24 protein-coding genes and 1 riboswitch are annotated in these 22540 nt (G+C 72.7%); of the genes, 9 read left to right on the top strand and 15 right to left on the bottom strand.

Annotated features, from left to right (window positions below; genetic code table 11):
- The first annotated feature begins 26 nt into the window (after positions 1-26).
- Positions 27-395 (top strand): ArsR/SmtB family transcription factor, encoded by a 369-nt coding sequence (locus tag JOF36_RS12080; RefSeq protein ID WP_210026827.1) that lies wholly within the window; start codon positions 27-29, stop codon positions 393-395.
- Positions 392-850: a Fur family transcriptional regulator gene (locus tag JOF36_RS12075; RefSeq protein ID WP_372447378.1), complete on the top strand. Its 459-nt coding sequence runs from the start codon at positions 392-394 to the stop codon at positions 848-850. Before JOF36_RS12080 ends, JOF36_RS12075 begins: the two co-directional genes overlap by 4 nt.
- A gap of 4 nt (positions 851-854) precedes the next feature.
- Here the strand turns inward: JOF36_RS12075 and JOF36_RS12070 are convergent, their stop codons facing one another.
- Positions 855-2207, bottom strand: a complete 1353-nt coding sequence (locus JOF36_RS12070; protein ID WP_210026825.1) for an aminotransferase class V-fold PLP-dependent enzyme — start codon at positions 2205-2207, stop codon at positions 855-857.
- 69 nt (positions 2208-2276) lie between these two features.
- Positions 2277-2389, bottom strand: a riboswitch (SAM riboswitch).
- A gap of 101 nt (positions 2390-2490) precedes the next feature.
- On the opposite strand from JOF36_RS12070, the gene JOF36_RS12065 reads away from it, so the two are divergent.
- The gene (locus JOF36_RS12065) at positions 2491-3135 is read left to right on the top strand and encodes a hypothetical protein (protein WP_210026823.1); all 645 of its coding nucleotides are present in this window, start codon (positions 2491-2493) and stop codon (positions 3133-3135) included.
- A 4-nt stretch (positions 3136-3139) separates the two neighbouring features.
- On the opposite strand, the gene JOF36_RS12060 is transcribed toward JOF36_RS12065, so the two are convergent.
- Positions 3140-4183 (bottom strand): hypothetical protein, encoded by a 1044-nt coding sequence (locus tag JOF36_RS12060; RefSeq protein ID WP_210026822.1) that lies wholly within the window; start codon positions 4181-4183, stop codon positions 3140-3142.
- A gap of 56 nt (positions 4184-4239) precedes the next feature.
- On the opposite strand from JOF36_RS12060, the gene JOF36_RS12055 reads away from it, so the two are divergent.
- Positions 4240-4692, top strand: a complete 453-nt coding sequence (locus JOF36_RS12055; RefSeq protein ID WP_210026821.1) for a MarR family winged helix-turn-helix transcriptional regulator — start codon at positions 4240-4242, stop codon at positions 4690-4692.
- Positions 4693-4735: 43 nt separating this feature from the next.
- Here the strand turns inward: JOF36_RS12055 and JOF36_RS12050 are convergent, their stop codons facing one another.
- From JOF36_RS12050 to hemW, 13 genes are all read right to left on the bottom strand, one after another.
- Positions 4736-5113: a hypothetical protein gene (locus tag JOF36_RS12050; RefSeq protein WP_210035434.1), complete on the bottom strand. Its 378-nt coding sequence runs from the start codon at positions 5111-5113 to the stop codon at positions 4736-4738.
- Positions 5114-5133: 20 nt separating this feature from the next.
- A complete protein-coding gene (locus JOF36_RS12045; RefSeq protein WP_210026820.1) occupies positions 5134-5913 on the bottom strand; it encodes an isoprenyl transferase in 780 nt (259 codons plus the stop codon).
- Between the two features lie 49 nt (positions 5914-5962).
- Positions 5963-6340 (bottom strand): hypothetical protein, encoded by a 378-nt coding sequence (locus JOF36_RS12040; protein ID WP_210026819.1) that lies wholly within the window; start codon positions 6338-6340, stop codon positions 5963-5965.
- 87 nt (positions 6341-6427) lie between these two features.
- Positions 6428-7333 carry a DNA repair protein RecO gene (recO, locus tag JOF36_RS12035; RefSeq protein ID WP_245350800.1) on the bottom strand — a complete coding sequence of 302 codons (906 nt, stop codon included), beginning with the start codon at positions 7331-7333 and terminating at the stop codon, positions 6428-6430.
- Between the two features lie 9 nt (positions 7334-7342).
- Positions 7343-8251: a GTPase Era gene (era, locus tag JOF36_RS12030; RefSeq protein ID WP_210026818.1), complete on the bottom strand. Its 909-nt coding sequence runs from the start codon at positions 8249-8251 to the stop codon at positions 7343-7345.
- Positions 8248-9501, bottom strand: coding sequence for an L-2-hydroxyglutarate dehydrogenase (gene lhgD / locus JOF36_RS12025; RefSeq protein WP_210026817.1), 1254 nt, complete (start codon positions 9499-9501; stop codon positions 8248-8250). Before lhgD ends, era begins: the two co-directional genes overlap by 4 nt.
- Positions 9502-9569: 68 nt before the next feature.
- Entirely contained in the window at positions 9570-11009 is a 1440-nt protein-coding gene (locus JOF36_RS12020; RefSeq protein WP_210026816.1) for a hemolysin family protein, read from the bottom strand.
- Positions 11010-11037: 28 nt separating this feature from the next.
- A complete protein-coding gene (gene ybeY / locus JOF36_RS12015) occupies positions 11038-11583 on the bottom strand; it encodes an rRNA maturation RNase YbeY (protein ID WP_210026815.1) in 546 nt (181 codons plus the stop codon).
- 58 nt (positions 11584-11641) lie between these two features.
- Entirely contained in the window at positions 11642-12712 is a 1071-nt protein-coding gene (locus tag JOF36_RS12010) for a PhoH family protein (protein ID WP_245351809.1), read from the bottom strand.
- A gap of 133 nt (positions 12713-12845) precedes the next feature.
- Entirely contained in the window at positions 12846-13601 is a 756-nt protein-coding gene (locus JOF36_RS12005) for a 16S rRNA (uracil(1498)-N(3))-methyltransferase (RefSeq protein WP_210026813.1), read from the bottom strand.
- Positions 13602-13655: 54 nt separating this feature from the next.
- The gene (gene dnaJ / locus JOF36_RS12000) at positions 13656-14831 is read right to left on the bottom strand and encodes a molecular chaperone DnaJ (protein ID WP_210026812.1); all 1176 of its coding nucleotides are present in this window, start codon (positions 14829-14831) and stop codon (positions 13656-13658) included.
- 79 nt (positions 14832-14910) lie between these two features.
- Positions 14911-15930 carry a heat-inducible transcriptional repressor HrcA gene (gene hrcA / locus JOF36_RS11995; RefSeq protein ID WP_210026811.1) on the bottom strand — a complete coding sequence of 340 codons (1020 nt, stop codon included), beginning with the start codon at positions 15928-15930 and terminating at the stop codon, positions 14911-14913.
- 129 nt (positions 15931-16059) lie between these two features.
- Positions 16060-17232 carry a radical SAM family heme chaperone HemW gene (gene hemW / locus JOF36_RS11990; RefSeq protein WP_210026810.1) on the bottom strand — a complete coding sequence of 391 codons (1173 nt, stop codon included), beginning with the start codon at positions 17230-17232 and terminating at the stop codon, positions 16060-16062.
- A gap of 312 nt (positions 17233-17544) precedes the next feature.
- Between hemW and JOF36_RS11985 the strand changes: the two genes are divergently transcribed.
- From JOF36_RS11985 to JOF36_RS11965, 5 genes are read left to right on the top strand one after another with little or no spacing between them, the layout of a single operon-like run.
- Complete coding sequence (locus tag JOF36_RS11985) at positions 17545-19212, top strand: nitrite/sulfite reductase (protein ID WP_210026808.1); 1668 nt, start codon at positions 17545-17547, stop codon at positions 19210-19212.
- A gap of 36 nt (positions 19213-19248) precedes the next feature.
- Positions 19249-19425, top strand: a complete 177-nt coding sequence (locus JOF36_RS11980) for an Insertion element protein (protein WP_210026806.1) — start codon at positions 19249-19251, stop codon at positions 19423-19425.
- A 34-nt stretch (positions 19426-19459) separates the two neighbouring features.
- Positions 19460-20164: a phosphoadenylyl-sulfate reductase gene (locus JOF36_RS11975; protein ID WP_210026805.1), complete on the top strand. Its 705-nt coding sequence runs from the start codon at positions 19460-19462 to the stop codon at positions 20162-20164.
- Between the two features lie 28 nt (positions 20165-20192).
- Positions 20193-21107 carry a sulfate adenylyltransferase subunit CysD gene (cysD, locus tag JOF36_RS11970; protein WP_210026803.1) on the top strand — a complete coding sequence of 305 codons (915 nt, stop codon included), beginning with the start codon at positions 20193-20195 and terminating at the stop codon, positions 21105-21107.
- Positions 21107-22486: a sulfate adenylyltransferase subunit 1 gene (locus tag JOF36_RS11965; protein WP_210026801.1), complete on the top strand. Its 1380-nt coding sequence runs from the start codon at positions 21107-21109 to the stop codon at positions 22484-22486. The genes cysD and JOF36_RS11965 overlap by 1 nt, the downstream gene beginning before the upstream one ends.
- Positions 22487-22540 lie beyond the last annotated feature (54 nt).

Raw genomic sequence — 22540 nt, 5'->3', positions numbered from 1 at the left:
CCCTCGGGGACGAGGACGGACACCACATGTCAGCTGCAGCGGGGACGACCCGGGTCCCCGACGATGCCACCGGGGACCATCCTCCGGCGCCCGCTCCCGGTCCGCTCCGCGCTCCGCGCACGCTGTCCGCGGCGGGCGACCTGCTCCGCGCGCTGGCCGCCCCGGTCCGGATCGCGATCGTCCTGCAGCTCCTGGAGCACTCGCGGTGCGTGCACGACCTGGTCGATGCGCTCGGCGTCGCCCAGCCGCTGATCAGCCAGCACCTGCGGGTGCTGAAGTCGGCCGGGGTGGTCGAGGGCGAGCGCAAGGGTCGCGAGGTGCTGTACTCCCTGGTGGACGACCACCTGGCACACATCGTGGTGGACGCCGTGGCACACGTGGAGGAGGGTTCGTGAGCGAGCTCGTCGAACGGACCACCCGGCCCGTCACCGACCGGTCGACGGCCGGACCGCGCGGCATCCGGGCGACCCGGCAGCGGGCCGCCGTGACCGCGTTGCTCGACCGGATCGAGGACTTCCGTTCCGCCCAGGAGATCCACGAGGAGCTCCGGCGGACCGGCGAGGGCATCGGCCTGACCACGGTCTACCGGACGCTGCAGACCCTCGCCGACGGCGGCGAGGTCGACGTGCTGCGCAGCGCGACGGGTGAGGCCGTCTACCGGCGCTGCGAGACCGAGCACCATCACCATCACCTGGTCTGCCGGCAGTGCGGTGCCGCCGTCGAGATCGAGGGCCCCGCCGTCGAGTCCTGGGCCCAGTCGGTCGCCGAGAAGTACGGCTACACCGATCTGTCGCACACCCTGGAGATCTTCGGGCTGTGCGCACGGTGCACGGCGGCCCGGCAGTCCTGACCTTTCAGCGGTCGCAGCCGGGGAGCCCGGGTGCCTCACCCAGCCCGAACACGTCCGCCGGTCGCGGGTCGGGCGTGGGCGACCAGCGCCCGTCGCGGACCGCGTAGGTCCACCGTGGACCGCGCCGGACGAGCCGCTCCAGCGCCGTGACCAGCCGGTCGACGTCGTCGGTTCCGGTCCGCAGACCGAGACTCGCCCGCACGGCATCCTGCCCGCCGGTGAGCCGGTCCAGCAGCGGGTGCGCGCAGAACCGGCCGTCGCGCACCCCGATGCCGTACTCGGCCGACAGGGCGGCCGCGACGAGCCCGGCCGGCAGGTCGTCGAGGGCGAACGACACCGTCGCCGTGCGGTCGGCAGCGTCGTCGAAGCAGGACAGGACCCGGAGTCCGGGCACGCGCGCGAGACCGTCGTGCAGCCGGGCGGCCAGCGCCCGCTCGTGGGCGGGCACCTCGTCGTCGACGATCGGCTCCAGCGCGCGGCAGGCGGCACCCAGCGCGGCCGCACCGAGCACGTTCGGCGTCCCACCCTCGTGCCGCTGCGGGGCGGGCAGCCAGGCCGTCCCGGTCCGGCCCTCCTCGACGACGACCGAGCGGACGGCGCCCCCACCTGCCAGGTGCGGGGCCGCCGCGTCCAGCCAGTCCCGCCGCCCGGCCAGCACCCCGGCGCCGTAGGGCGCGTAGAGCTTGTGCCCGGACAGCGCCACGTAGTCCGCGCCCCATCCGGCGAGATCGACCCGGCGGTGCGGGGCGAGCTGCGCGGCGTCCACGCAGACCCGGGCACCGGCGGCGTGCGCGATCTCCACGATCCGCGCGACCGGCAGCAACTCTCCGGTCACGTTGGACGCCCCGGTGACGGCGACCAGCGCGGCATCCGGGCGCGCGGCCAGCTCGGCACGCAACGCGTCCAGGGTCGCGGCGATCGTGTCACCGGCGCGGACGACCCGGTGCTCGGTGTGCCGCCAGGCCAGCAGCGTCGCGTGGTGCTCCAGGTCCAGGGTGACGACCGGGCCCGGCACCGCGCGGGCGAGCAGCCCCAGCGCGTCGGTGGTGTTCCGGGTGAACACGACGCAGTCGTCCGCGCGGGCACGGACGAACCGGGCGACGTCGGCGCGGGCGCGCTCCAGCAGCGAGGTGCAGACCCGCGAGGTCCAACCGGCGCCGCGGTGCACGCTGCCGTAGTGCGGCAGCACCTCGGCGACATGCGCGGCGACGGCCTCCAACGGCGGCGTCGACGCCGCGGAGTCCAGGTCGCAGTAGCGGACGCGGGTGCCGTCGACGAGCGGGACGGTCAGCTCGGCTCCGGTCACCCGGGGCAGCGCGGCGACACGGGCGGTGTCGGGCAACAGGGCAGCAGTCATGATCCGGCCTCCGGACCTCGGGGGATCCGGTGACACCGTGACGTCAGGGCCACGTGATGTCAGAGCTCGGATCCGCGCTTGCCGCCGCGGGTCCGCGGCAGCCCGGTCATCACCCGGGGCACCCCACCGCGGAGGAGGGTTGCCGGCCAGCAAGCCGGGGCTTCACGCTGACACTCGTGACCTGTGGCCGTAGACGCTAGCACGGGACCGCGGACCGTCTCATAACGCGACACCGTGGCGGCGGTCACGCGGATAGCGTGATCCACCGGAGGTGAGGTCGACGATGACCGAAACACACGAGGCTCCCGCACCCACGGCGGTGCGGCGGATCGATGTCCCGGAGTCCGGGGAGCTGGCGCAGCTGGCGGGCGTCTTCGACGACCTGCAGTACGTGCTGCGTTGCTGCGAACACCTGGTGACCGCACTCGGCGGGCCGGAGTCCGGCCCGGTCCGGGTGGACGCCGACCCTGCGCTGGTCGAGGCGCTGTGGAGCGGCGCGGTGGTCGGCTACGTCCGCTGCTTCTCCGGCCGGACGAAGACCCTCACCCGTGACGACCTGGAGAAGCTCGAGCTCGACGGCGACGTCACCGACTTCCACGACATGATCACGAAGCTGCGCGACCACTACGCCTCACGGCACGTGAACCCGCGCGAGTCCTACGAGATCGGCGTCGCGCAGTCGAACGAGGGTGCCCCGCGCGGCGTCGCCGTCGTCTCGACCCCGCGGCCGCAGGTGGACGAGACGACCGTCCGGCTGCTGGGCCGGGTCGCGTACAGCCTGTCCGGGCTGGTCGACGCGCGGATGACGAAGGCCCAGAACAACGTCCTCGGCATCGCGCACGACATGACGCCCGCCCAGCTGTCGGCACTCCCGCTCGTGCACCTGGCCGGCGAGGACGCCGAGGAGCCGGGCGCCGGGCAGGCGTGAGCGGTCAGTCCGTTCGGTCGGACGCCTTCTCCTGCTCCTGGGCGTCCGGCCGACCGGTCCGGGCGGCACGGCGGGATGCCGGTCCGCGGACGGCGACGAGCACGAGCCACGCCAGTACGGCGACCACCGCGACCAGCAGGTAGTCGATCAGCGGGATGCGCACGATCTCGGCGAGTCCGGTCAGCGACCGGGTCGAGTACACGGCGACGGCGCTGCCGAGATAGAGCCCGGTCAGCACCCACCGGGTGGTCACCGACAGTCCGAGCCCGTGCATCTGGGTGATCACGAAGACCCCGAGGAAGCCGAACAGGAACATCGGCCACATGCCGTCGGCGCCCGAGTTCATGACGGCGACCAGTGCGCCGTGGACGACGACGAGCAGTTCGAGGGTCAGGGTCCACCAGCGGTTCGTGTGCGCCCGGGTGAAGAACAGGCTGCCCTGCAGGAGGATCATGAACATGTAGAAGAAGCCGATGAGGTGGCCGCTGGTGCTCTCCATGGGGTGGTACCAGAAGGTGTAGATCGCGGCCCAGCTGAACAGGTAGCCGTGGTACTTCCGGAAGAACCGGACGACCTCGGTCGAGATGGGCGCCTGCCGCCCGAAGAACATGCCGCGGCGCCGGTTCTCCATCAGCAGGACGATGACCAGCAGGACCACGACCGACGCCTGCGAGCTGAAGATCGACACATCCTGCGCGAGGCCGTCGTAGAACACCTGGGTCTGGACCTCGTGGAGCCCGATGAAGACCAGGTTCACGGCAAGGGCGACCACGTTGACCGGGTGCAGGCCGTCGGTGTAGCGCCGTACGTTCCGTTGCGCCCAGTAGATCAGGGACCAGATCGCGATCTGGTGGGCGAGGTAGCCCGACCACGCGGTGACCCGGGCCCAGGTGTCCGGCTCGGGCAGCTTCCAGTAGTACCAGGAAGCACCCTGGTCGGGGAGCAGTACGACGTCGTCGAGCCAGCGCCCTCCGACCCAGACGCCGGCCGTGAGCAGGAAGCAGATCGGTACGCCCCACACGAGGGATGCCGGCAGCTTGTTCAGCATGCTGAGCAATATATAGGCGTGCGCCTCCCGCCTCGGCCCGGTGAGATGATGCGGCCATGGCAGCCACGCGCACCGGGCCCGGTGAGGGCCCCGGCCTCGACGACGCCGAGTCGTGGCCGACCGGTCGCCTGCTCTCGACGGCGGCCCGGTTGCTGGAGTCCCGGTTCGACGACGTCCTGGCCGAACACGACCTCACCCACGCCGGCCTGATAGTGCTCCACCACCTCGCGTCCGGCACGCGCACCCAGCGGGAGCTGGCGACGCTGTGCCGGGTCACCGACCAGACGATGAGCCGGACCACCGCTCGGCTCCACCGCATCGGCCTGGTGACCCGCGACACCGATTCGGTCGACCGGCGCCGCTCGATCGCCACGATCACCCCGGAGGGCACCCGCCTGCTGGGGATCGCGCGCCGCGAGGAGCAGGAGTCGACGCTGCTGCTCGGCGTCCTCGACGACCCGGCCTCCTTCCGCGAGCAGCTCCTCAAGATCATCTACAGCGGTGTGTGACGGGTTGCGCACACCTGGATGAACGGTGCCCGCGGTGGCGCGATCAGTCCTCGACCAGCTCGGCACGCATGCTCGACGCCGACGACACCACCAGCATCAGCATCGTCCCCATCGGCTGCTCCGCCAGCCCGACCGCCGGGAACGCGTACCGCAGCGTCACGTCCCAGCCGCGCTCGCCCTGCACCACCCGTGGGGTGCCGAACAGGCCCTCGCCGACACCGAGACCGACCCGGCGGGGCACGTCGTCGTCGGCCAGGTCCCAGGCGACCACGCAGGTGATGTTGAGGACCGGCAGGCCCTCCTCCAGCTCGGTGCCCTGGACGACGCACAGCACGCCGCCGTGGGCGAAGGTGAGCGCGCCGTCGTCGTCGACCTGGACGTCGTGGAAGCGCTCCAGCGCACCGCGCGCGGTGGCGAGCATCCCGGCGATGACGTCGCTGGTCACTGCGCACCCGCCGCATCGATCGCACCGCCGAAACGGCGGTCCCGTCGGGCGTAGATCTCGATCGCCTCCCAGATGTGCCTGCGGTCGAAGTCCGGGAACAGGGTGTCCAGGAAGACCATCTCGGCGTAGGCGCTCTGCCAGAGCAGGAAGTTCGACGTCCGCTGCTCCCCCGACGACCGCACGAACAGGTCGACGTCGGGCATGTCCGGTTCGTCGAGGTGCCGGGCCAGCATCCGCTCGTCGATCTTGTCCGGTTTGATCCGGCCCTCGGCGGCGAGCCGCGCGATCTGCCGGACCGAGTCGACGATCTCGGCACGACCGCCGTAGTTCACGCACATCGTGAGGTTGAGGACGTCGTTGCCCTTCGTCTTCTCCTCGGCGACCTCGAGCTCCTTGATCACCGAGCGCCACAGTTTCGGTCGCCGTCCCGCCCAGCGGACGCGAACACCCATCGCGTGCATCTCGTCGACCCGGCGGCGGATGACGTCGCGGTTGAACCCCATCAGGAACCGGACCTCGTCCGGGCTGCGCCGCCAGTTCTCGGTGGAGAACGCGTACGCCGAGAGCCACTGCACCCCGACGTCGATGCAGCCGCGGGCGACGTCCATCAGGGACGCCTCCCCCCGCTTGTGGCCCTCCGTGCGCGGCAGGCCACGGGCGTTGGCCCAACGGCCGTTGCCGTCCATCACCAGAGCGATGTGGCGCGGCACCAGCTCCGGCGGGATCGCCGGGGGCCGCGCGCCGGACGGGTGCGGCGGAGGGGGCTGGAACGGCACGTTCCTCACCCTACGTCCGCCTTCCGGCCGTGCTTCCCGCGAGGCCCGGTCAGAACCGGAAGTTCTCGTCGGGCTCCTCGCGCTCCGGCCACGCCGGGACGTCCGGATCCTCCAGTCGCTCCAGGGTCTCGCGCAGCTCCCGCACGCCGCGGTGCCCGCGGACGCGGTCGGCCTCGGTCGCCGGGTCGGACTCCTCGGGCCGGATCACCGGGAGCATCGGGATGGCGGGCCAGGAGCCGTCCTCGGCGAGGGCCCGCACCTGCCGCATGGCCCGGGTGGGCCCGTCCTGCGGGGACTCGGGGAGCACCTCGGTCCGCACCGGGATCTGCTGGGTCGGCGCTACCGGGAGCCGCTGCGTGGTGGCGGGGAGCTTGCGGGTGCGCTCGGTCCGGCCGTCACCGTCCCGCGGGGTGTGGGGTCGGGTCACGACTACCTCTCCGTCGACGGGCTCGGGGTCCCTCGATCACGGGACAATAACGAGCCGATGGCAAGGGTTGCTCCCCGAAAGGGGAGTTCACCCTGCGGAGTCGGCAGGTGCGCCGTGCGGCGCGGCCGACGGTAGGTCCACGGCGCCGTCCTGACCCTCGGGACGATCGGGCGGAGCCGGCCGACCGTCCGCCGTTGCCTGTGGCGCAACCGGACCAGCGGGTGTAGACCCGTCCGGCGCAGTCTCCGGCCGGAGCCGGGAACGACGGTCCACGAGGGGCAGCGACCGCAGCTGGCGCTCCAGGTGCCACTGCAGGTGCGCCGCGACCAGTCCGCTGGCCTCCCGGCGGGTCGGTGTACCGGTGGCGTCCGCGGTGTCCCAGTCACCGTGCAGCAGCGCCTCCAGCAGCGCCACCGTCTCCGCCGCCGGGGTGACCGATCCGGGCGGGCGGCAGCGCGGGCACACCATGCCGCCGCCGGCGACGGTGAAGGCCCGGTGCGGGCCCGGGGTGGCGCAGCGCGCGCACTCCGACAACGACGGCGCCCACCCCGCGTGGCTCATCGCCCGCAGCAGGAACGCGTCGAGCACGAGTGCCGGCTCCCGGACGCCGTCGGCCAGCGCCCGGGTCGCCCCCAGCAGCAGCAGGTACACCCGCAGCGCCGGTTCGCCCTCCTCGGACACCAGCCGGTCGGCGGTCTCCAGGATCGCGCAGCCGCACGAGTACGCCGACCAGTCCGCGACGACCGCGGGTGCGAACGCATCGACGGTCTGGGCCTGGGTGACGACGTCGAGGGTGCGGCCGGTGTAGCACTGCACGTCGACGTGGTTGAACGGTTCCAGCCGCGCTCCCCAGCGGGAGCGCGTCCGGCGCACGCCCTTGGCGACGACCCGGATCTTGCCGTGCTGTCTGGTCAGCAGGGTGATGATCCGGTCGGCCTCGCCGAGCTTCTGCACGCGCAACACGATCCCGGTGTCGCGGTAGAGCTGGGCCATCCCCCGAGTCTAGAAGCCAAGCTTGCGCAGCTGCTTGGGGTCGCGCTGCCAGTTCTCCGCGATCTTCACGTGCAGGTCCAGGAACACCTTCGTGCCCAGCAGCTTCTCGATCTGCCGCCGGGCGTCCGACCCGACCTGCTTGAGCCGCGCACCGCCGCGACCGATCACGATCCCCTTCTGCGACGACCGTTCCACCCAGACGATCGCGTGGATCTCGAGGACCCGCTCACCGGGGATCATCTCCTCGATCGTCACCGCGATCGAGTGCGGCAGCTCGTCCCGCACACCCTCCAGCGCCGCCTCCCGCACGAGCTCGGCGACCAGGGTCTCCTCGGGCTCGTCGGTGAGGTCGCCCTCCGGGTAGAGCTGCGGGCCCTCGGGCAGCTGGGCGACCAGCAGGTCCGCCAGCAGCTGCACCTGGTACCCGGACTGCGCCGACGTCGGTACGACCTCGGCGAAGTCCAGCAGCGCGGCGACCTCGGTGAGCCGCTCGGCGACCTGTTCCGGGCGGGCGACGTCGGTCTTGGTGACGACCGCGATCACCGGCGTGTGCGTGGCGATCTTCCGCAGCTCCTCGGCGATGAACCGGTCACCCTTGCCGACCTTCTCGTTCGCCGGGACGCAGAACCCGACGACGTCCACCTCGGCCCAGGTCTCGCGGACCAGGTCGTTGAGCCGCGACCCCAGCAGGGTCCGCGGCCGGTGCAGGCCGGGGGTGTCGACCAGCACGATCTGCGCGTCCTCGCGGTGCACGATGCCGCGGATCGCGTGCCGCGTGGTCTGCGGCCTGCTGGACGTGATCGCGATCTTCTGGCCGACCAGGGCGTTGGTCAGCGTGGACTTGCCGGCGTTGGGCCGCCCGACGAAGCAGGCGAACCCGGACCGGAAGCCCCCTCCCGGGGGCTGCTCGACGGTCACGCGGCGCCCAGCCGGTCCAGGATCTCCCGGCCGATCGGCAGCGCCGCGGTCGCGGCCGGTGACGGCGCGTTGAGCACGTGCAGGATCGAGCCCGCACCTCCGGCGCCGTCCGGGCCCGGCTGGTCGAGGAACAGGAAGTCGTCGACCAGGGTGCCGTCGGCCTTCACCGCCTGGGCACGGACACCGGCGCCGGCCGGGTGCAGGTCCTCGGCCTGCACGCCGGGCAGCAGCCGCTGGATCTGGCGGACCATCGCCTGCTTCGACAGCGAGCGCTGGACCTCGCCGATCCCGTAGCGCCAGTGCTTCTTCGCGATCTTGAGAGTCCCGGGGTACAGCAGCGTGCCGGCGAGCTCGCGAACGTTCACCGAGCTCCAGGAGTAGCCCTCCCGGGCCATCGCGAGGACGGCGTTCGGACCGGCGTGCACGTCGCCGTCGATCCCCCGGGTGGCGTGCACCCCGAGGAACGGGAACGCCGGGTCCGGCACCGGGTAGATCAGGCCGCGGACCAGCGAGGCGGCCCGCTCGGAGAACCCGGAGTACTCGCCGCGGAACGGCACGATCCGCACGCCCGGGTCGGCGCCGGCCAGCCGCGCGAGCTCGTCGCAGCGCAGCCCGCCGCAGACGACCACGCGGGACCCGAGAACGTCGCCGTGATCGGTACGCACCACCACGTCGGACGGCCGCCGCGCGAACCCGGTCACCGCGCGGCCGAGGTGCACCTCGCCGCCGTTCTTCTCGACCAGCTCGCCCAGCTTCCCGGCGATCGCGCGGTAGTCGGTGATGCCGGTGGACGGCACCCACAGCGCGGCCAGGCCACGGACGTCCGGCTCGTACTCGGCGATGCCGTGCTCGTCGAGCCGGTGGTTCTCGACCCCGTTGGCCGCACCGCGGCGGGCCAGCTCGTCGAGCCGGGGCAGCTCCTCGGGCTCGGTCGCCACGACGAGCTTCCCGCACACCTGGTGCGGCAGGTCGTGCTCGCGGCAGAACGCGACGGTCTCCGCACAGCCGGCCACCGCGAGGCGGGCCTTGTAGCCGCCCGGCGCGTAGTACAGGCCGGAGTGGATCACGTTCGAGTTGTTGCCGGTCTGGTGGTCCGCCAGCCGCTGCTCCCGCTCGACGACGGCGACGCTGCGACCGGCCCGCGCCGCGGCGTAGGCGGTGGCCAGGCCGACGATCCCGCCACCGACCACCACCAGGTCGTAGGACGGCGTCGCGGGCAGCCCCCCGGCCGGACGTTCGGTTCCTGCCATCGGTTCCTCCTCCGGCCCCGGGTCGCGGGGCCGTTCTCCAGCTCGTCGTGCTCCCCCGGGGAGCCGTGTCATGCCCGTTCCGCGCGGGTGCCGTCACCGGCGTGCTCGCCCGGGTCGCCGGCGACCGGGTCCGGGACGTCGCCGATCGGGTCGCGCGTCTCGTCGCCGCTGTTGCCCCCGCTGTCGGCATCGGCCGGATCCAGCGGGCTGACCAGCACCGACGTGATCCGGACGCGGCCTCGCGCGTCCTTCCCGCCCTCGCCCTCGAGCCACAGCAGGCCCTCGAGCTCCGCGGTGGCGCCGGGCAGCGGCACCTTCCCGAGCCGCTGTGCCAGCAGGCCGCCGACGGTGTCGACGGCCGCGGACTCCAGTGCCTCGCGCAGTTCGTCCTCCCGCGGTGTGCCGCGGAACCGGCCTGCGAAGAGCTCCCCCAGGTCCTCCACGGGCAGCCGCGCGGCCACCCGGAACGCACCGTCGGAGGCCTCGGCGACCTCCGGGATCTCCTCGGTGTCGTACTCGTCGGTGATCTCGCCGACGATCTCCTCGAGGATGTCCTCGATCGTCACCACACCGGCGGTGCCGCCGTACTCGTCGACGACGACGGCCATGTGGTTGCGGGTGCGCTGCATCTCCCGCATCAGCTCGTCGCTGCGCTTGGAGTCCGGCACGAACGCGGCCGGGCGGATGATCTCCAGCAGCGACTTCTGGGGCGCGCCGCGGAACTGGGCGTCGTCGCGGGCCCGGACCAGGTCCTTGAGGTAGGCGACACCGATGACGTCGTCGATGCTCTCGCCGAGCACCGGAATGCGCGAGTAGCCGCTCTTCAACGCCAGCCGCAGCACCTTGTCGACCGGGGTGTCGCGTTCGGCCCAGATCACGTCCGGCCGCGGCACCATGATCTCCCGGACCGGCGTCTCACCCAGCTCGAACACCGAGTGGATCATCTTGCGCTCGCCCTCGTCGACGACGCCGCGGTTGCTCGCCATGTCGACGAGCTCGCGCAGCTCGACCTCGGTGGAGAACGGGCCCTCCCGGAAGCCGGGGCCCGGGGTGATCGCGTTGCCGAGCAGGATCAGCAGGGAGGCCAGCGGCGACAGGACCGTGCCGAGCGCCCGGATCGGCGCGGCGAGCGCCAGCCCGATCCGGTACGGGTGCTGGCGGCCCAGCGTGCGCGGCCCCACCCCGATCAGCACGTAGCTGGCCAGCACCATGAGCACGCCGGTGAGCGTCAGCCCGATCCAGGGCGCGGAGAACAGCGGCGCGAGTGCGAGCGCGAGCAGGATGACCGCGACGGTCTCGCAGGTCACCCGCAGCAGCATCAGCAGGTTGACGTGCCGGGGCCGGTCCGCGACGACGGCCGCGAGCGCCCGCCCGCCGGCCCGCCCGGCCCGCACGACGGCGTCCACCCGGGCCCGCGAGATCGACATCAGGGCCGAGTCCGCGGCGGCGAACACTCCGGCCAGCAGCACGAGCAGGACCGTGGTGACGATCAGCCAGGGGGTGGTCACTTCTTCTCCGCGCGATGGGGGTGCGGGGTCACCGGCCGGGCTCGTCCTCGAAGCCGGCGGCACCGAGCAGGCGGTCGTCGCTGCGCCGCTGGGCGTCCCGGGCACGCGACTGGGCCCGGTCCTCGCGCCAGCGCACCAGCAGCCGGTTCTGCAGCGCGAACATCTCCCGCTCGTCCTCCGGCTCGAGGTGGTCGTAGCCGAGCAGGTGCAGGATCCCGTGGACGGCGAGCAGATGCAGCTCGTCGGCCAGGGTGTGCCCGGCCTTGCGGGCCTGGTCCCGGGCGAACGCCGGGCAGAGCACGACGTCACCCAGCAGGGCGGGCCCGAGATCCGGGGCGTCCGGACGGCGGCCGTCCTCGGCGAGCGAATCCATCGGGAACGCCATGACGTCGGTGGGGCCGGGCTCGTCCATCCAGCGGACGTGCAACTCCTCCATCGCGTCCAGTCCGATGGCGGTGACGGCCAGCTCCGCAGCCGGGTTCACCTTCATCGCGTCCAGCGCGTACCGGGCCACCGACACGATCTGTGCCTCGTCGATCGTGATCCCGGACTCGTTGACGACCTCGATGCTCACGGGTCCCCACCTGTCTCGTCCGTCTGGTCGACAACCAGCGTAGACGGGGGCACCGACGTCAGCGGCGGCGCCCGGGGTGCCGGGTCTGCGGACCGTTGCGCGGTGCCGGGTTCGCGCCGTTCACCGCGGCCCGGCGGTTGGCGACCGCGTCGAACCGGGCGTAGGCGTCGACGATGTCGGAGACGAGCCGGTGCCGCACGACGTCGGCGCTGTCGAGGTAGGAGAAGTGCACGTCCTCGACGCCGTCCAGGATGTCCTGCACGACGGCGAGCCCCGAGCGGGCGTTGCCGGGCAGGTCGATCTGGGTGACGTCACCGGTCACCACGATCTTCGAGCCGAAGCCGAGCCGGGTGAGGAACATCTTCATCTGCTCGGGCGTGGTGTTCTGCGCCTCGTCGAGGATGATGAACGCGTCGTTCAACGAGCGCCCGCGCATGTACGCCAGCGGCGCGACCTCGATCGTCCCGGCCGCCATCAGCTTCGGGATCGACTCCGGGTCGAGCATGTCGTGCAGCGCGTCGTACAGCGGCCGCAGGTAGGGGTCGATCTTCTCGAACAACGTGCCGGGCAGGTACCCCAGCCGCTCCCCCGCCTCGACGGCCGGGCGGGTCAGGATGATCCGGTTGACCTGCTTGGCCTGCAGCGCCTGCACGGCCTTCGCCATCGCCAGGTACGTCTTGCCGGTACCGGCCGGGCCGATCCCGAAGACGACCGTGTGCGAGTCGATGGCGTCGACGTAGCGCTTCTGGTTGAGCGTCTTGGGCCGGATGGTCTTGCCCCGCCGGGACAGGATGTCCAGGCTCAGCACCTCGGCCGGGGACTCGCCCAGGCGGTCCTCGGTGCCCTCGGAGGCGAGCATCTGGACGGTGCGCCGCACGGCGTCCGCGCCGACCACCTGCCCCCGCTCGGCGAGGGTGATGAGCTCGGTGAAGACGCGCTCGGCGAACGCGACGTCGCCGGGGTCGCCGGACAGGGTCAGCTCGTCGCCCCGGACGTGGACGTCCGCGGTCAGCTCGTCCTCGGCGGCGCGCAGGCTCTCGTCACGGGAGCCGAGGAGCGCGAGCAGGGCGGTGTCCGGCACGGTCATCTTCGACCGGACGGACCCGCCCGATGCCGCGTCGGACCGCAGGTCGGTCCGGGGGGGGGAGCCGGGTTCGGTGCCGGTCAAGACTGTGTTCGCCTGCCTCGTGGTCGGGTTGCTGGGCCGTCGCGATGGTACCCGTGCAACGCCGCTCCACACCCACCCATTTCAACGCGCGGCGTCAACGGTTCCAGCGGCCGGTGCGGACGGCGAGGGCGCCGAGCGCGACGCACGCGGCGGTCGAGGCGCGCAGGACCTCGGGCCCCATCCGGACCGGCACCGCGCCGGCGTCGGCGAGCTGGTCGAGCTCCTGGTCGTCCACACCGCCCTCGGGTCCCACGGCGAGCAGCACCTCACCGCCCGCCGGCAGATCGACGTCGGCGAGGCCCGCCCCGGCGGACTCGTGCAGGACCAGTGCGACGTCGGCGGTGGCGATCCGTTGCGCCAGCTGCCGGGTGGTCACCGGCTCATCGACCGCGGGCTGCCAGGGGCGGCGGGCCTGCTTGGCGGCCTCGCGCACCGTCGACCGCCACCGCTCCAGGGCCTTGGCGCCGCGCGGCCCGTCGTCCCACCGGGTCACGCACCGTGCCGCCTTCCAGGGCAGGAACGCGTCGGCGCCCGCCTCGGTCGCGGTCTCGACGGCCAGCTCGCCACGGTCACCCTTCACCAGCGCCTGCGCGACGACGATCCGCACCGCGGGCGCGGGCACGTGGGACACCGCGGTCAGCCGGACCGACAGCGCATCCTTTCCCGCGACACCGGCCACCTCGCCGTACGCCAGCCCGCCTCGACCGTCGGACAGCACCAGCGGCTCGCCGGGCCGCAGCCGCCGCACGGTCGCGGCATGCCGGCCCTCCGCGCCGTCCAGGAGCGTCTCGGCGCCGGGCGCCGGCAGGGCGGCGACGTCGTCGACCAGGAACAGCGGGGCGGTGGTCACGACAGCGGTGGGAGCCGCCGCAGGATCTCGCGGCGCATCGCGGATCGGGTCACCTCACCGCCCGCCCCACGAGTCGCGCAGCCGCGAGAACAGGCCGTGGCCGTTGCGGCCGCCCCCGACCAGGTCCGGCTGCTCCTCCTCGCGCATCTTGGCGAGCTGGCGCAGCAGGTCGGTCTGCTCCTTGTCGAGCTTCGTCGGCACCGACACCTCGACGTGCACGAGCAGGTCGCCGTACCCGTCGACGCGGCCGGTCGAACGCAGCCGGGGCATGCCCTTGCCGCGCAGCGTGCGGACGGTCCCGTGCTGGGTGCCGGCCTCGATGTGGAGTTCCTGCACGGTGTCGTCGAGCAGGGTCAGCGGCAGCGTGGCGCCGAGCGCGGCCGCCGTCATCGGCAGCGGCAGCGTGCAGTGCAGGTCCGAGCCGTCCCGGGTGAAGATCTCGTGCGGGGCCTCCTCGACCTCGACGTAGAGATCCCCTGCCGGGCCGCCACCGCTCCCGACCTCGCCCTGGCCCGAGAGTCGAACCCGCATGCCCTCGGCGACCCCGGCCGGGATCTTCACCGACACGGTGCGCCGCGACCGGACCCGGCCGTCGCCCGCGCACTGCCGGCAGGGGTCCGGGATGACCTCGCCGAACCCGCGGCAGGTCGGGCACGGGCGCGCCGTGACGACCTGGCCGAGGAACGACCGCTGCACGCTCTGGATCTCGCCGGACCCACCGCAGGTGTCGCAGGCGGTCGGATGGGTGCCCTCGGCACAGCCCGATCCCTGGCACAGGGTGCACAGCACGGCGGTGTCGACGGTGAGGTCCCGCTGCACGCCGGCGGCGCAGTCCTCCAGCGTCAGCTCCATCCGGATCAGCGCGTCCGCGCCGGGCTGCACCCGGCTGCGCGGACCGCGCCCGCGCCCGCCGGCGGCGGTGCCGCCGAAGAACGCGTCCATGATGTCGCTGAAGCCGCCGAATCCGGCGAACGGGTCGCCGCCTCCGGCGCCACCGCCACCACCGCCCCGCGGGTCCATCGGGTCGCCACCGAGGTCGACGATGCGTCGCTTCTCGGGGTCGGTCAGCACCTCGTAGGCGGTGCTCATCTCGCGGAAGCGTTCCTGCGCCTCCGGGTCCGGGTTGACGTCCGGGTGCAGTTCCCGGGCGAGCTTGCGGTATGCCCGCTTGATCTCCGAGGCGTCGGCGCCACGCTCGACGCCCAGGATCCCGTAGTAGTCGCGTGCCACCAGGCTTCTCGTCCTCTAGGTCCTTCGACGACACCACAGCCGTGGTGCCGGATACGTTCAGTGTCGGCGCAGCGGCTTCCTAGCGCCCGGTCAGGATCTCACCCACGTATCGGGCGACCGCATGCACCGCCGAGATCGTGCCCGGATAGTCCATCCGGGTGGGTCCGACGACGCCCATTCCGCCCAGCGGCGTACCCGCCCCGTACCCGACGGTGACGATCGACGCCGTCCGCAGGTCCTCGGCCTCGTTCTCCTCGCCGATCCGCACCGTGACCAGGCCGGAGTCCTGGGATGCGGCGAGCAGCCGCATCACCACGACCTGCTCCTCCAGTGCCTCGAGCACCTGGCGCAGCGAGCCGGGGAAGTCGGCGTGGCTGCGGGTGAGGTTCGCGGTGCCGCCGAGCACCATCCGCTCCTCCGGGTGCTCGACCAGGGTCTCGATCAACACGGTCGCGAGCTGGGTGAGCGGCACGCGCAGGTCGTCCGGACCGGTCTCGGGCAGTTCGGCGACCGCGGCGGAGGCCTCGGCGAGCTTCCGCCCGTTCAGGGCACCGCCCAGGATCTCCCGCAACCGGGCCACGTCGGCCTCGTCGAGCACGTCGCCGAGATCGACCACGCGCTGGTCCACCCGGCCGGTGTCGGTGATCAGCACCAGCATCAACCGAGCCGGGGTCAGCTGTACGACCTCCAGGTGCCGCACGGTCGAGCGGGTCAGCGTCGGATACTGGACGACGGCGACCTGCCGGGTCAGCTGGGCCAGCAGCCGCACGGAACGGCGCAGGACGTCGTCCAGGTCGACGGCGCCCTCCAGGAACGTCTGCACGGCCCGCTTCTCGGCCGCGGACAGCGGCTTGACCTGCGAGATCCGGTCGACGAACTGACGGTAGCCCTTGTCGGTGGGGATCCGGCCCGCGCTGGTGTGCGGCTGGGCGATCAGCCCGTCCTCCTCGAGGACGGTCATGTCGTTGCGCACGGTCGCGCTCGAGACGCCGAGGTTGTGCCGGTCGACGATCGCCCTGGACCCGACGGGCTCCTGGGTGGACACGTAGTCGGCGACGATCGCCCGCAGTACTGCGAAGCGCCGTTCGTCGGCGTTCATCTCCCCGCACCTCCCCCGGCGCATCCGGCACACCTGACGTTCCACGACCAGTCTAGGCGCCGTCACGGGCCGGTGGACGGTTCGCGCTCCGGGGTGGTGGGACGGCTCACGCCCGCGGCGGCACCGGGATCACCGGTGCGCGGCACCGATCGGGCCGCCCTCGGCGACGAGCAGGTCGGTCACGACCCGGTCGGCCAGCAGGCGTCCCCGGTCGGTCAGCACGGCCCGGCCCTGCGCGTGCGCAGCCGTCGCCAGCAGGCCCTCGGTGACCGCCCGGTCCGCGGCGGCGCGACCGCCCTCGTCGAGCAGGTCCAGCGCCATGCCCTCGGCCAGCCGCAGCCGCAGCATGACGCGTTCGGTGTGCTGCTCGTCGGCGGTCAGCTCCTCGCGGCCGGCCTCCGGGAGTGCGCCCTCGGCCAGCAGCCCGGCCCAGCGCGCCGGGTGCTTCACGTTCCACCAGCGTGTCCCGGCCAGGTGCGAGTGCGCGCCCGGCCCGACGCCCCACCAGTCGCCGTCGCGCCAGTAACCGAGGTTGTGCCGGCACTCGGCACCGGGGCGCGACCAGTTGGACACCTCGTACCAGTGCAGGCCGGCGTCGGCCAGGCGGGCGTCGAGCAGCTCGTAGCGGGTGGCGGCGACGTCGTCGTCGGGGGCGGGGAGCTCGCCGCGGCGCACCCGGCGGGCCAGCGCGGTGCCGTCCTCGACGATCAGTGCGTAGGCCGAGACGTGGTCGACCCCCGCCTCCAGCACCGCGTCGGCGGAGCGCCGCAGATCGTCGTCGGTCTCCCCCGGCGTCGCGTAGATCAGGTCCAGGTTGACGTTCCCGAACCCGGCGGAGCGGGCCTCGAGCGCCGCCTCGACGGCGCGGCCGGGGGTGTGCGTGCGGTCGAGGACGGCCAGCACGTGCCGGGCCGCCGACTGCATGCCCAGCGACACCCGCGTGTAGCCGCCGGCGCGGATCCCGGCGAAGAACTCCGGTGAGGTCGACTCCGGGTTGGACTCGGTGGTCACCTCGCAGTCCGCGGCGACGTCGAACTCGGCACGGATCGCCGCCAGCACCGCGGACAGCCGGTCCGCGCCGAGCAACGACGGCGTGCCACCACCGACGAACACCGTGTCCACCGTGCGGTCCCCGACCGTGCGGGCGGCCAGGGCGATCTCGCGGCGGGCGGCCGCCAGCCAGCCGTCCGGCGACGACGCGTCACCGGCCAGCTCGGACGCGGTGTAGGTGTTGAAGTCGCAGTAGCCGCAGCGGGTCGCGCAGAACGGCACGTGGACGTAGATCCCGAACGGGGGTGGCACGGTTCTTCAGTGTGCCAGCCCGCACCGTGGCGCCGGCGAGCCCGCTCTCGCGAAGGTCCGGACCTTCGCGAGCCGCATCCCACGATCCGAACCACCCTCTGGTTCCCGTCCGGACACCGTGAGAGGCTGATCGGCGTGCCCGCGCTCCGACTCCGCCTCGTGGCCCGCCGCCACGTGGATCTGAACCGGACTCGCAGCGCGCTCTGTCGCCGTCACTTCTGACCTGACGGCCTGTTCCTCCTTTCCCGGGCCGCGCTCCGCCCTGTCCGGGGCCGGCGCGTGTCCCGGTCGACCTCTCGGAGCACCCACCACATGGCGCCCTCGACAACCGTCCCCGGCCGTACCCGCGGCCAGGGCCAGTGGAAGCTCGGCCACCGCGAACCGCTGAACCCGAACGAGCGGAACAAGAAGGACGACAACCCGCTCAACGTCCGGTCCCGGATCGAGAACGTGTACGCCCGGGACGGGTTCGACTCGATCGACCCGTCCGACCTGCGTGGACGTTTTCGCTGGTGGGGCCTGTACACGCAGCGCCGACCCGGCATCGACGGCGGACGCACCGCCGCGCTCGATCCCGAGGAGCTCGACGACGAGCACTTCATGATGCGCGTCCGTCTCGACGGTGGCGCCGTCTCCGTCGCCCAGCTCCGCGCACTCGGCGAGGTCTCCCGGACCTACGCCCGCGACACGGCCGACGTCACCGACCGGCAGAACATCCAGTACCACTGGATCCGGGTCGAGGACGTCCCGGCGATCTGGGACAAGCTCGAGGGTCTGGGCATGCAGACCACCGAGGCGTGCGGCGACTGCCCGCGCGTCGTGCTCGGCTCGCCGGTCGCCGGTGTCGCCGCCGCGGAGGTGCTCGACCCGACCCCGGCGATCGACGAGATCGTCCGCCGCTACATCGGCGACACCGAGCTCTCCAACCTCCCCCGCAAGTTCAAGACGGCGATCTCCTGGCAGCAGGACGTCGCACACGAGGTCAACGACGTCGCCTTCGTCGGTGTCGAGCACCCCGAGCACGGTCCCGGCTTCGACCTGTGGGTCGGCGGCGGGCTGTCGACGAACCCGAAGCTCGCGCAGCGGCTCGGGGTCTGGGTGCCGCTCGACGAGGTGCCCGACGTGTGGCACGGCGTCGTCCAGGTCTTCCGGGACTACGGCTACCGACGGCTGCGGCACCGTGCCCGGATCAAGTTCCTGATCGCCGACTGGGGCCCGGAGAAGTTCCGCCAGGTGCTGCAGGACGAGTACCTGGGCCGCGCGCTGGCCGACGGCCCTGCCCCGGAGATCCCGGAGCGCCCGATCGACCACGTCGGGGTGTTCACGCAGAAGGACGGGCGCAACTACGTCGGCGTCGCACCGCCGTCCGGCCGGGTGTCGGGCAGCACGCTGGCCGCCGTCGCGGACGCCGCCGAGCGCGCCGGCTCCGACCGGATCCGGTTCACGCCGTACCAGAAGATCGTCGTGCTGGACGTGGCCGACGACAAGCTCGACGACCTGATCGGTGACCTGAACAAGCTCGGGCTGCCCGCCCGGCCGTCGAGCTGGCGCCGGTCCACGATGGCCTGCACCGGCATCGAGTTCTGCAAGCTCGCGATCGTGGAGACCAAGGAGCGGGCGATCCGGCTGGTCGAGGAGCTGGAGAAGCGGCTCGCCGACGTCGTGCCGGACGTGCCGATCTCGCTGCATCTCAACGGCTGCCCGAACGCGTGCGCCCGGACCCAGGTCGCCGACATCGGCCTCAAGGGCCAGATCGTCACCGACGCGCACGGCAACCAGGTCGAGGGCTTCCAGGTGCACCTGGGCGGCGGACTGGGGCTCGACTCCGGGTTCGGCCGCAAGCTGCGCGGACTCAAGGTCGCCAGCGACGAGCTCGGCGACTACATCGAGCGGATCGTGCGGAACTTCGCCGCGCAGCGCGACGAGGACGAGCGCTTCGCCCAGTGGGTGCTGCGGGCCGACGAGGCGGACCTCACGTGAGCGCCCGCCGACGTACTTCTCCCCGCGGAGGCGGACGTGTCTGAACGCGCCGCACCCTTCTACTGCCCCTACTGCGGCGAGGAGGACCTCCGGCCCGCCGAGCGGTCCGAGTCGGTCCCCCGTGCCGCGTGGTGGTGCGCCGGATGCCTCCGGACGTTCGTCGTGACGTTCGTCGGCATCGGCGTGCCCGAGACCACCGGAGCGAAGTCATGAGTCGCGACGACGCACTCCCCACCGCGGAGGAGCCATGAGTACAGCCCTGGAGAGCGACCTGCGCGCGACCGCCGAGCGTGGCGCCGCCGAGCTGGGCCCGGACGCGACCGCCGGGCAGCTGCTGGCCTGGGCCGCGGCGACGTTCGGCGACCGGCTGATCGTCGCGTCCAACATGCAGGACGCGGTGCTGGTCGACCTGGCCCACCGGGCGAAGCCGGACGTCGACATCCTGTTCCTGGAGACCGGCTACCACTTCGCCGAGACCATCGGCACCCGCGACGCCGTCGACGCCACCTACCCGGAGCTGACGATCGTCAACGCGACCGCCGAACGCAGCGTCGCGGAGCAGGACGCCGAGTACGGCAAGGACCTGTTCGCCCGCGAGCCGGACCGCTGCTGCGCGCTGCGCAAGGTGGCGCCGCTGGAGCGCACGCTCTCCGGGTACGACGCGTGGGTCACCGGCGTGCGGCGGGTCGAGGCCCCCACCCGCGCCGGCACCCCGCTGGTCACCTACGACGACAAGTTCGGCCTGGTCAAGATCAACCCGATCGCGGCCTGGACCGACGACGACATGGACCGCTACATCGCCGACCACCGGATCCTGGTGAACCCGCTGGTCGACGCCGGTTACCCGAGCATCGGCTGCGCCCCCTGCACGGCGAAACCGGAGCCGGGCGAGGACCCGCGCTCGGGCCGCTGGGCCGGGCGGGCCAAGACCGAGTGCGGGCTGCACGCATGACCACACCTACTTCTACGAGGGAGCTGACGTGACCGTCGCTGTCACGGCCCCGAGGCTCGACGCGCTCGACGCGCTGGAATCCGAGGCGATCCACGTCTTCCGTGAGGTCGCCGGCGAGTTCGACCGGCCGGTGATCCTGTTCTCCGGCGGCAAGGACTCGACGCTGCTGGTGCACCTCGCGGTGAAGGCGTTCGCGCCGGCGCCGGTGCCGTTCGGGCTGCTGCACGTCGACACCGGCCACAACTACCCCGAGGTCATCGAGTTCCGGGACCGCGTCGCCGCGTCGCTCGGGCTGCGCCTCGAGGTGGCGAACGTGGAGGACTACCTGGCCGACGGCAGGCTCGTCGAGCGCGCCGACGGCACCCGGAACCCGCTGCAGACCCAGCCGCTGCTCGACGCGATCACCGAGCACCGCTTCGATGCCGTGTTCGGCGGCGGCCGACGGGACGAGGAACGCGCCCGGGCCAAGGAGCGGATCATGTCGCTGCGCGACGCGTTCGGCCGCTGGGACCCGCGCAAGCAGCGCCCGGAGCTGTGGAACCTCTACAACGGACGGCACGCCCCGGGTGAGCACGTCCGTGTCTTCCCGATCTCCAACTGGACCGAGCTCGACGTCTGGCGCTACATCCGGCGCGAGGGCATCGAGCTGCCGTCGCTCTACTACGCGCACGAGCGCCCGGTCTTCGCCCGGGACGGCATGTGGCTGGCCGAGGGACCGTGGGGCGGCCCGCGCGACGGCGAGACCCTCGAGACCCGCACCGTCCGCTACCGCACCGTCGGCGACGGCTCCTGCACCGGCGCCGTCGAGTCCACCGCGGCCACGCTCGACGAGGTGATCGACGAGGTGACCGCGTCCCGGCTCACCGAGCGCGGCGCCACCCGGGCGGACGACCGGCTCTCCGAGGCCGCCATGGAGGACCGCAAGAAGGAGGGCTACTTCTGATGGGCCGCGATCTTCTCCGCTTCGCAACCGCGGGCTCCGTGGACGACGGCAAGTCCACACTGGTCGGGCGGCTGCTCTACGACACCAAGTCGGTGCTCGCCGACCAGATCGAGGCCGTCGAACGCGCCTCGACCGACAAGGGCATGTCCACACCGGACCTGTCGCTGCTGGTCGACGGCCTGCGCGCAGAACGCGAGCAGGGCATCACGATCGACGTCGCGTACCGGTACTTCGGCACCCCGACCCGGGAGTTCGTCCTCGCCGACACCCCGGGCCACGTGCAGTACACCCGCAACACCGTCACCGGTGCCTCCACCGCCGAACTGGCCGTGCTGCTGGTCGACGCCCGCAACGGCGTCGTCGCGCAGACCCGCCGGCACGCCGCGGTGCTGGCGCTGCTGCGGGTGCCGCGGCTCGTGCTGGCGATCAACAAGATCGACCTCATCGAGTACGACGAGGCCAAGATCGCCGAGATCGGCGAGGAGTTCACCGAGCTGACCCGCTCGCTGGGCTTCGCCGAGGAGGCCGCGACGGTCATCCCGGTCTCCGCGCTGGTCGGCGACAACATCGCCTTCCGCAGCGAGCGCACCCCCTGGTACGACGGGCCCACCCTGCTGGAGCACCTGGAGTCGGTCCCCGTCGAGGGGCCCGACGCCGGCGCCCCGTTCCGGCTCCCGGTGCAGTACGTGATCCGCCCCCGCAACGGGGCCCGTGCGCCCGGTCTCGGCGCGGCGCACGGTGCCGACGCACGCTCCGCCGGCGCTACGCGTGGTGCCGGCGCACGCTCCGCCGGCGCGGCGCCGGAGGAGCTGCACGACTACCGGGGCTACGCCGGCCAGGTCGCCTCCGGCACCGTCCGTCCCGGCGACGAGGTCGTCGTCCTCCCGGAGGGGCACCGCACCACGGTCGCCGAGGTCCGTACCGCCGACGGCCCGCTGGACGCCGCCGGCGCCGGGCGCAGCGTGACCGTGCTGCTGGCCGACGACATCGACGCCCCCCGCGGGGCGCTGATCGCCGCCGCGGCCGACCCGCCGGAGGTCACCTCCGAGCTCGACGCGACGCTGTGCTGGCTGCACGAGAAGCCGCTGGTCCCCGGGGCCCGGCTGCTCCTCAAGCACGGCACCCGCACCACCCAGGCGATCGTCGGTGCGCTGACCGCCCGGCTCGACACCGAGACCGTCTCCTACACCGACGCGCCGGACCGGCTCGAGATCAACGACATCGGACGGGTGTCGTTGCGCGTCGCCGACCCGCTCCCGGTCGACCCCTACGCGCACATCCGCACCACCGGCGGCTTCGTGCTCATCGACCCGCCGACCGGGAACACCCTGGCCGCGGGGCTGGTCGGGGACCCGCTGGCCCCGGTGTCCGTGCGGTGATCCCGGCACGATCGACGACTGCGGGCGTGACCTGCTGAGCGCCCGGACCCGAGC

It is taken from the genome of Pseudonocardia parietis, from assembly GCF_017876315.1.
GTDB classification, from domain to species: Bacteria; Actinomycetota; Actinomycetes; order Mycobacteriales; family Pseudonocardiaceae; genus Pseudonocardia; species Pseudonocardia parietis.
This window is presented reverse-complemented; position numbering and strand designations above follow the sequence as displayed.